This is a genomic window from Streptomyces sp. NPDC044571, from assembly GCF_040647115.1.
GTDB lineage: Bacteria > Actinomycetota > Actinomycetes > Streptomycetales > Streptomycetaceae > Streptomyces.
Genome location: NZ_JBEZBN010000045.1, coordinates 1 through 7,722, shown reverse-complemented (window position 1 = coordinate 7,722; position 7,722 = coordinate 1). Strand labels below are relative to the sequence as shown.

Annotated in this window: 8 protein-coding genes; 3 read left to right on the top strand and 5 right to left on the bottom strand. The window is 73.4% G+C overall.

What is annotated here, in order from left to right; all coding sequences use genetic code 11:
• Positions 1 to 1,599: DEAD/DEAH box helicase (locus tag AB0B01_RS22710; RefSeq protein WP_361722066.1), on the bottom strand; the 1,599-nt coding region annotated here is incomplete at its 3' end.
• Between the two features lie 491 nt (positions 1,600 to 2,090).
• Here AB0B01_RS22710 and AB0B01_RS22705 point away from each other — a divergent pair.
• The gene (locus AB0B01_RS22705; RefSeq protein ID WP_361721950.1) at positions 2,091 to 2,849 is read left to right on the top strand and encodes a ferritin-like fold-containing protein; all 759 of its coding nucleotides are present in this window, start codon (positions 2,091 to 2,093) and stop codon (positions 2,847 to 2,849) included.
• A gap of 149 nt (positions 2,850 to 2,998) precedes the next feature.
• Here the strand turns inward: AB0B01_RS22705 and AB0B01_RS22700 are convergent, their stop codons facing one another.
• From AB0B01_RS22700 to AB0B01_RS22685, 4 genes are all read right to left on the bottom strand, one after another.
• Positions 2,999 to 3,298 (bottom strand): hypothetical protein, encoded by a 300-nt coding sequence (locus AB0B01_RS22700; RefSeq protein WP_361722063.1) that lies wholly within the window; start codon positions 3,296 to 3,298, stop codon positions 2,999 to 3,001.
• 129 nt (positions 3,299 to 3,427) lie between these two features.
• Entirely contained in the window at positions 3,428 to 3,655 is a 228-nt protein-coding gene (locus AB0B01_RS22695; RefSeq protein ID WP_356845441.1) for a DUF3107 domain-containing protein, read from the bottom strand.
• Positions 3,656 to 3,815: 160 nt separating this feature from the next.
• Positions 3,816 to 4,481 (bottom strand): TetR/AcrR family transcriptional regulator, encoded by a 666-nt coding sequence (locus AB0B01_RS22690; RefSeq protein ID WP_361721946.1) that lies wholly within the window; start codon positions 4,479 to 4,481, stop codon positions 3,816 to 3,818.
• 167 nt (positions 4,482 to 4,648) lie between these two features.
• On the bottom strand, positions 4,649 to 4,864 hold the full coding sequence (locus AB0B01_RS22685; RefSeq protein WP_361721943.1) for a hypothetical protein: 216 nt from the start codon (positions 4,862 to 4,864) through the stop codon (positions 4,649 to 4,651).
• Between the two features lie 145 nt (positions 4,865 to 5,009).
• Between AB0B01_RS22685 and AB0B01_RS22680 the strand changes: the two genes are divergently transcribed.
• Both AB0B01_RS22680 and AB0B01_RS22675 read left to right on the top strand, forming a co-directional pair.
• Positions 5,010 to 5,990, top strand: a complete 981-nt coding sequence (locus AB0B01_RS22680; RefSeq protein WP_361721940.1) for an alpha/beta hydrolase — start codon at positions 5,010 to 5,012, stop codon at positions 5,988 to 5,990.
• A 5-nt stretch (positions 5,991 to 5,995) separates the two neighbouring features.
• Positions 5,996 to 7,456: a DUF3152 domain-containing protein gene (locus AB0B01_RS22675; RefSeq protein WP_361721938.1), complete on the top strand. Its 1,461-nt coding sequence runs from the start codon at positions 5,996 to 5,998 to the stop codon at positions 7,454 to 7,456.
• The last annotated feature ends 266 nt before the right edge of the window (positions 7,457 to 7,722 follow it).

Here is a 7,722-nt window from a genome sequence, read left to right as displayed (position 1 = left end):
GTCCGGCTCCGGGGCCGTCTCGGCGACCGCAACCTTGCGCGTACGGGTGCGCTTCGGCCTGACCGGGGCCTCCTCGGCGGGAGCCGCCGGCGCCACCGGGGCCTCGATCGAGACCGCGGCCACCGGGGCTGCCTCGGCCACCGGGGCTGCCTCGGCCACCGCGAGCGCGGCGGCGGACGCGGCCGACACACGGGTGCGGCGGCGGCGCGGCCTGCGCGACTCGTCCGCGGCCGGAGCCTCGGCCACCTCGGGCGCCTCCGCGACCGGGGTCACGGGAGCGTCGGAGAGCTCGGCACCGCCGCGGGTACGACGGCGCTGGCGCGGAGGCCGCGTACGGGCGGGCCGCTCCTCGACCACTGCGGCAGCGGCGGCAGCCGGTCCGCGGCCGCCACGGCCACCGCGGCCGCCGGTCTCACCCAGGTCCTCCAGCTGCTCGGCCTTCAGGCCCTCCCGCGTGCGCTCGGCGCGGGGCAGGACGCCCTTGGTGCCGGCCGGGATGTTCAGCAGCTCGTACAGGTGCGGGGACGTGGAGTACGTCTCCTCGGGCTCGTGGAAGTCCAGCTCCAGCGCCTTGTTGATGAGCTGCCAGCGCGGGATGTCGTCCCAGTCGACGAGGGTGACGGCGATGCCCTTGTTGCCCGCGCGGCCGGTGCGGCCCACGCGGTGCAGGAAGGTCTTCTCGTCCTCCGGCGTCTGGTAGTTGATGACGTGGGTCACACCCTCGACATCGATACCGCGCGCGGCGACGTCCGTGCACACGAGCACGTCGACCTTGCCGTTGCGGAAGGCGCGCAGCGCCTGCTCGCGCGCACCCTGGCCCAGGTCGCCGTGGACGGCGCCGGAGGCGAAGCCGCGCTTCTCCAGCTGCTCGGCGATGTCCGCCGCGGTGCGCTTGGTACGGCAGAAGATCATGGCCAGTCCGCGGCCTTCGGCCTGCAGGATGCGCGAGACGAGCTCGGGCTTGTCCATGTTGTGCGCACGGAAGACGTGCTGCTTGATGTTGGCGACGGTCACGCCCTCGCCGTCGGGCGAGGTGGCGCGGATGTGCGTCGGCTGCGACATGTACCGGCGGGCCAGGCCGATGACGGCGCCCGGCATGGTCGCCGAGAACAGCATGGTCTGGCGCCGGGCCGGCAGGTAGTTGATGATCTTCTCGACGTCCGGCAGGAAGCCCAGGTCGAGCATCTCGTCGGCCTCGTCCAGGACGAGCGCCTTGACGTGCGACAGGTCGAGCTTCTTCTGGCCGGCCAGGTCGAGCAGGCGGCCCGGGGTGCCGACGATGACGTCGACGCCCTTCTTGAGCGCCTCGACCTGGGGCTCGTACGCGCGGCCGCCGTATATGGCGAGGACGCGGACGTTGCGGACCTTGCCCGCGGTCAGCAGGTCGTTGGTGACCTGGGTGCACAGCTCGCGCGTCGGGACGACGACGAGGGCCTGCGGGGCGTCGGTCAGCTGCTCGGGCGTGGCCCGGCCGGCCTCGACGTCCGCGGGGACGACGACCCGCTCCAGCAGCGGAAGGCCGAAACCGAGCGTCTTGCCGGTTCCGGTCTTCGCCTGGCCGATGACGTCCGTGCCGGAGAGGGCGACGGGGAGGGTCATCTCCTGGATCGGGAAGGGGGTCACGATGCCGACGGCCTCAAGGGCTTCGGCGGTTTCGGGAAGGATCCCGAGGTCTCGGAACGTAGTCAGGGTGCTGCCTCTTCTGTGAGACGCGGCGCGAGGCGGCGAGGGGGGTCGTACCGTGCCGGGCTTGCAGTACTGCGCCCGCCCATGGTCGGGAGGGTCGTACGAAGCTGCGCGGGACCACTGGCCTTCGCTCAAGCGCTTGTGCCGCTGAGGGGGCCCCTCGTGGGAGGCGGTACGCATGTGCGTACGCATCACGCCGAGGGCGGTCGGGTGGAGCCGATCGGGCCACCGACCGGGCATCCTCATTCGGATGGCCCGCCGAGTATCCGGCAGGCGCTTTACCACTGTACCCCGGAATCGCGCAGCTGTGTCGGGTGAATTCACCTGGTAGTCGCGTTTAGGTGGACCGGCCATGCCCGGACGTGGTGCCCTGGGCGGCGTTCCGGCGGGCTATTGTGCGGAGCATGTCGACCGTAGAAAACGCATCGCCCGCCGACGACAGCACGCCCGCCGAGAAGAGCGGGATCGCGGCCCAGGACTGGGCGACCGCCTCCGCTTCGCCGCAGTACCGGGCCGCCGTCGTGGACCTGCTCGGCGCGCTCGCGTACGGAGAGCTCGCGGCCTTCGAGCGCCTCGCGGAGGACGCGAAGCTCGCGCCCACCCTCGACGACAAGGCCGAGCTCGCGAAGATGGCCTCCGCGGAGTTCCACCACTTCGAGCGGCTGCGCGACCGGCTCGCGGCGATCGAGGTCGAGCCGACCGCCGCCATGGAGCCCTTCGCCAAGGGCGTCGACGACTTCCACCGCCAGACCGCGCCGTCGGACTGGCTGGAAGGCCTGGTCAAGGCGTACGTCGGCGACTCGATCGCCAGCGACTTCTACCGCGAGGTCGCCACCCACCTGGACACCGACACCCGCGCGCTCGTCGTGAGCGTGCTCGACGACACAGGCCACGGCGGCTTCGCCGTCGAGAAGGTCCGCGCGGCCATCGAGGCCGACCCGCGGGTCGGCGGCCGGCTCGCGCTGTGGGCCCGCCGGCTGATGGGCGAGGCGCTCTCGCAGGCCCAGCGGGTGGTCGCCGAGCGCGACGCGCTCTCCACGATGCTCGTCGGCGGCGTCGACGGGATGGCCGCGGGCTTCGACCTGGCGGCCGTCGGCGAGATGTTCACCCGGATCACCAAGGCCCACACCAAGCGGATGGCGGCCCTCGGCCTCGCCGCCTAGAAGCCTCCCCGCCTAGAAGCCTCGCCGCCCGGAAGCCTCGCCGCCCTCCGCGGACGGCCGGCAGGCCCGGGCGTACGTCGGCCCCGGCGCGCAGGATCGCCTGCGTACCGGGGCCGACGCGTGTCCGCTTCAGGGCCGGCGGCGGCCGGTCAGCCCCGCGACGGGAGCGAAAACGGAGCCGGGCGGGATGATCGCCGCGGCCCGGCGCCCGGGCGCAGCAGCAGCGACAGCACCACCGTCGCCACCAGCACGGCGCCGACGAAGGTCGCGGTCAGGGTGTTGTGCCCCGGGCCCAGCGCGTACTGCGTGAGGAACGCCCCGAACAGGGCCCCCAGGATCCCGCTGACCAGCACCACTCTCGGGGACGGCAGCCGCTGCGCGAGCACCCGCACGGCCGCTCCGGACAGGGCGAGGCCCAGGAGGGCGGAGCCGAGCGCTTCCATCAGCAGCATGAAGGCCTCCCGAAGATCAGGGGCAAACCAGGTCACTGCGGTCCTACCCGAAGCGGAAGAAAGGGAAACGGCCCGGTGGAATCAACCACCGGGCCGTTTCACCCAGTTCCCGAAGCGGCCGGAGCGTCAGAGCGCGCCGAAGCCGACCTTGCGCACGCTCGGCTCGCCCACGTCGACGTACGACAGGCGGTCGGACGGCACCAGGACCTTGCGGCCCTTGGTGTCGGTCAGGCTCAGCAGCGGCTCCGAACCGGTCAGCGCGGCCGTGACGACGCGCTCCAGCTCCTCGGCGCTCAAGTCGCTCTCCAGCACGATCTCCCGGGGTGCGTGCTGCACGCCGATCTTGACCTCCACGGCTTTGTCCCTCCGACGGTCCGTTGTGCGCGTGTCGCCGCGCCGTACCCGGTCCACATTAGCCCGGAGAGGGGACGGCGACCCGGCGCTGCGGACATGCTCGCAGCGAACAGCGCCGAGCCCGGAGCCGGCGCCGGTGCCCGGACACCGGTGCCCGGACTCAGGACTGCGCGCCCTGTCCGCCCTGCCCCGCGTCCGTGCCGTGCAGCGGGAAGCCGGCGATACCGCGCCAGGCCAGCGAGGTCAGCAGTCCCACCGCCGTGTCCCGGGCGACCGGGCTCTCGCTGGACAGCCAGTACCGGGCCACGACCTGCGAGACCCCGCCGAGGCCCACCGCCAGCAGCATCGACTCGTCCTTCGACAGGCCGGTGTCCTCGGCGATGACGTCGGAGATCGCCTCGGCGCACTGGAGCGAGACCCGGTCGACGCGCTCGCGCACCGCCGGCTCGTTGGTCAGGTCCGACTCGAAGACCAGCCGGAACGCGCCGCCCTCGTCCTCCACGTACGCGAAGTAGGCGTCCATGGTCGCGGCCACGCGCAGCTTGTTGTCCGTGGTCGACGCGAGCGCGGTGCGCACGGCGAGCAGCAGGGCCTCGCAATGCTGGTCCAGCAGCGCCAGGTACAGATCGAGCTTGCCGGGGAAGTGCTGGTAGAGCACCGGCTTGCTGACTCCGGCACGCTCGGCGATGTCGTCCATCGCCGCCGCGTGGTAACCCTGCGCGACGAAGACCTCCTGAGCCGCACCCAGGAGCTGATTGCGTCGGGCTCGGCGCGGCAGGCGCGTGCCCCGGGGACGCGCTGCCTCCGTCTGCTCGATGGCTGTCACGCCGCCTCCCACTTTCTCTAAGAACACAGTGCGCTCTGCGCCGCGCCGCCATCGTACTTTTCGGTAACCGAATCTGTAGGGTCCGAGCCGAGTTTTCTCGCTGTGCGGACCACCCTGAGGTGCTGGTCAGCGGTGCTCGGCGGGGTACTCGGCGGTAGCGTCGCCCGTCAGCGGTAGTCGTCCTCGTCCAGGGGCACCACCCGTGCCTGCTCGACGGCGTCACCGTCGGTCGCCTCGTCGCGGTCGACGCCGGTGACCCGGTCGTCCTCGTCCGGCTGCACCTCGGCCAGCTGCTCCGCGGTGTCCGCTTCGGGTGCCTCCGCGTCGAGGGGATCCCGGAATCGGTCGTGGAAGCTGTCCGGCTCTGCGGGGTCGACACTCATCTGGCTCCCCTTCTTCCCTCACCCCTCGTGGGCCTGCTCACCTATGAGCCTAGGAGGATCGCCAATACCCCGCTACGCGGATGCGCATGCGCCTGTGATGCCGAACACAAGAGTCCGGACGTGATCGTCTCGTAACATTGCCCCCATGTCTTCGACCGAGCTGCCGGGCCTACGCTCCACCGCCGAGCCGTCCTCCCAGGTGGGGGCCGCCCGCGTGGCGGAGGGGGAGCAGGTGCGCACCGTCGTGCTGCCCGGCCTGGAGCTGGCCGTACGGTTTCGGCCACCGCGCCGCCCCGGTCTGCCTCCGGCCCTGTTCGTGCACGGACTCGGCGGTTCCTCGACGAACTGGTCGGACCTCATGGCGCAGTTGGAGGACGAGGTCGACGGCGAGGCCCTCGACCTCCCCGGCTTCGGCTGGTCCCCGCCGCCCGCCAACCGGGACTACTCGCTGACGGCGATGGCCCGCGCGGTCATCCGCCACCTCGACGCCGCCGGACGCGGCCCGGTGCACCTGTTCGGCAACTCCATGGGAGGCGCCGTCGTCACCCGCGTCGCAGCCGTCCGGCCCGACCTCGTGCGCACGCTGACCCTGGTCTCGCCCGCGCTGCCGGAGCTGCGCGTGCAGAGGTCGGCCGTCCCCACGGCCCTGCTCGCGGTCCCCGGAACGGCCGCGCTGCTCGCCCGGCTGACCCGCGGCCTGACCGCCGAGCAGCGCACCCGGGGGGTGACGGACCTCTGTTACGGCGACCCCTCACGGGTGACGCCCGAGGGCTTCCGCCACGCCGTGGAGGAGATGGAGCGGCGGCTCGCCCTTCCGTACTTCTGGGAGGCGATGACCCGCTCCTCGCGCGGCATCGTCGACGCCTACACCCTCGGCGGCCAGCACGGTCTGTGGCGTCAGGCGCAGCGGGTGCTCGCCCCGACCCTGCTGATCTACGGCGCCCGCGACCTGCTGGTCTCGTACCGTATGGCGCGCAAGGCCGCCGCGGCCTTCCGCGGTTCGCGGCTGCTGTGCCTGCCCGAGGCCGGGCACGTGGCCATGATGGAGTACCCCGAGGTGGTGGCGACCGCCTTCCGGGACCTGCTGAACGAGTCCGCACGCACTACCGAAGACGGCAGAGGCTGACGACCGTGGGACGACATAGTCGCAAGGGCCCCGCCCCCGCCCCCGCCCGGCCGGCGCCGGTGCCGGAGCCGGAGCCCGCGGCGCATCCGGGGTACGGGGAGGACCTCCCGTACGAGGAGTACCGGCCGTACGGCGAAGACCTCCCTTCCGCGGAGCACCGGCCGTACGAGGAGCACCTGCCGCACGGGGCCCGCCCCGCGTACGGGGGACCGGCCGGCCACCGCCACACCGAACCGACCGTCAGCCACCGGGGATACGCGCCCCGGCAGTGGCCCGAGCCGGACGCCCGTCCCGCGGGCCACCCCCAGCACGAGCCCGGCGGCGCCTGGGGCGGCCGGCCCGGGCCCCCCGCCTGGGGCCGCCCCGCCGACGCGGACCCGGACCGCGGCGCCGTACCGCGCCCGCGCCGCAGCACAGCGGCCGTCCTGGACACCGACACCCCCGCCTTCGGCACGCCCGCGGTCGGCTTCCCGCAGGTCACCCTGCCCGCACAGGCCGTGGCGCCCGAACTGCGCACGCCCCCCGCGGCGGCCGACCCCGTCACCTCCACCGGCTCGCACCGCCGGGTGCCCGGCCCGCGCGTCCCGCAGGCGCCGCGGACGCCTGAGGAGACCCCCGGCGAGGAGCGGACCGGCTCCGGCCGCGGCCGCAAGGCCCGTACGTACACCGGCATGGCCGCCGTGGCCGTGAGTACCGTGCTCGCCGTGGTCGTGGCGGTGCACATGGCCTCCGAGGGGCAGAGCGCGACGAGCGCCACGCGGTCCGCCGGCCAGGTGCCGGACCGGGCCCAGCCCGGGCAGTCCGCCGCCTCCCGCTCCGACGGCCGGCCGACCCCGCAGGCGCCGGTCGCCGCCGCGCCGGAGCTGTCGTACGAGCAGAAGATGGCCCAGCAGTTCCCCATCGACGAGAAGCTGAAGGGCTCGGGGGTCTTCGACACCGTGCCCGGGGTGGCTCCGGCGCCCGGCAAGGGCAAGGTGGTCCGCTACCGGGTCGACGTCGAGCAGGGGCTCGGCCTGGACCCCCAGCTGTTCGCCGAGGCCGTCCACCGCACGCTCAACGACGACCGCAGCTGGGGTCACGGCGGGGTGAAGACCTTCGAGCGGGTGCCGGGCGGCGAGGCCGACTTCGTGATCACCCTCGCCAGTCCCGGGACCACCGGGGTGTGGTGCGCGAAGTCCGGGCTGGACACCACCGTCGACAACGTCAGCTGCGATTCCGCATCCACCGACCGGGTGATGATCAACGCGTTCCGGTGGGCGCAGGGCTCGGCGACGTACGGCGCGGACCAGATGTTCGCCTACCGGCAGATGCTCATCAACCACGAGGTCGGCCACCGGCTCGGGCACGGGCACGTGAACTGCCAGACCCCGGGCGCCCTCGCGCCGATCATGCAGCAGCAGACGAAGTCGCTCGACATCGGCGGCATCCAGTGCAAGCCCAACCCGTGGGTTTTCCCCGGCAGTTGACCCCGGCTCCGGCGGGTCCGGCACGGGGGCCGGGAGACCCGGGGCGCCGCCCCCGGCCCTAGCGCGCTCGAACGCGGACCGTACGGGAAAGTTACGACTCTTCACCCCTTCCGGTGGCGGGGGGGGGGGCCGCCGCGGGCCCCCCGCCCCCCCCGGCCGCCCCCGCCCTCAACCCCCCGCGGGGCCACCCCCCCCCCGCCCCCCCCCGCCCCCCCACCCCCCCCCCCGGGGGCCGGGCCGCGGCGTACCCGGCGCCAGGGACGGCG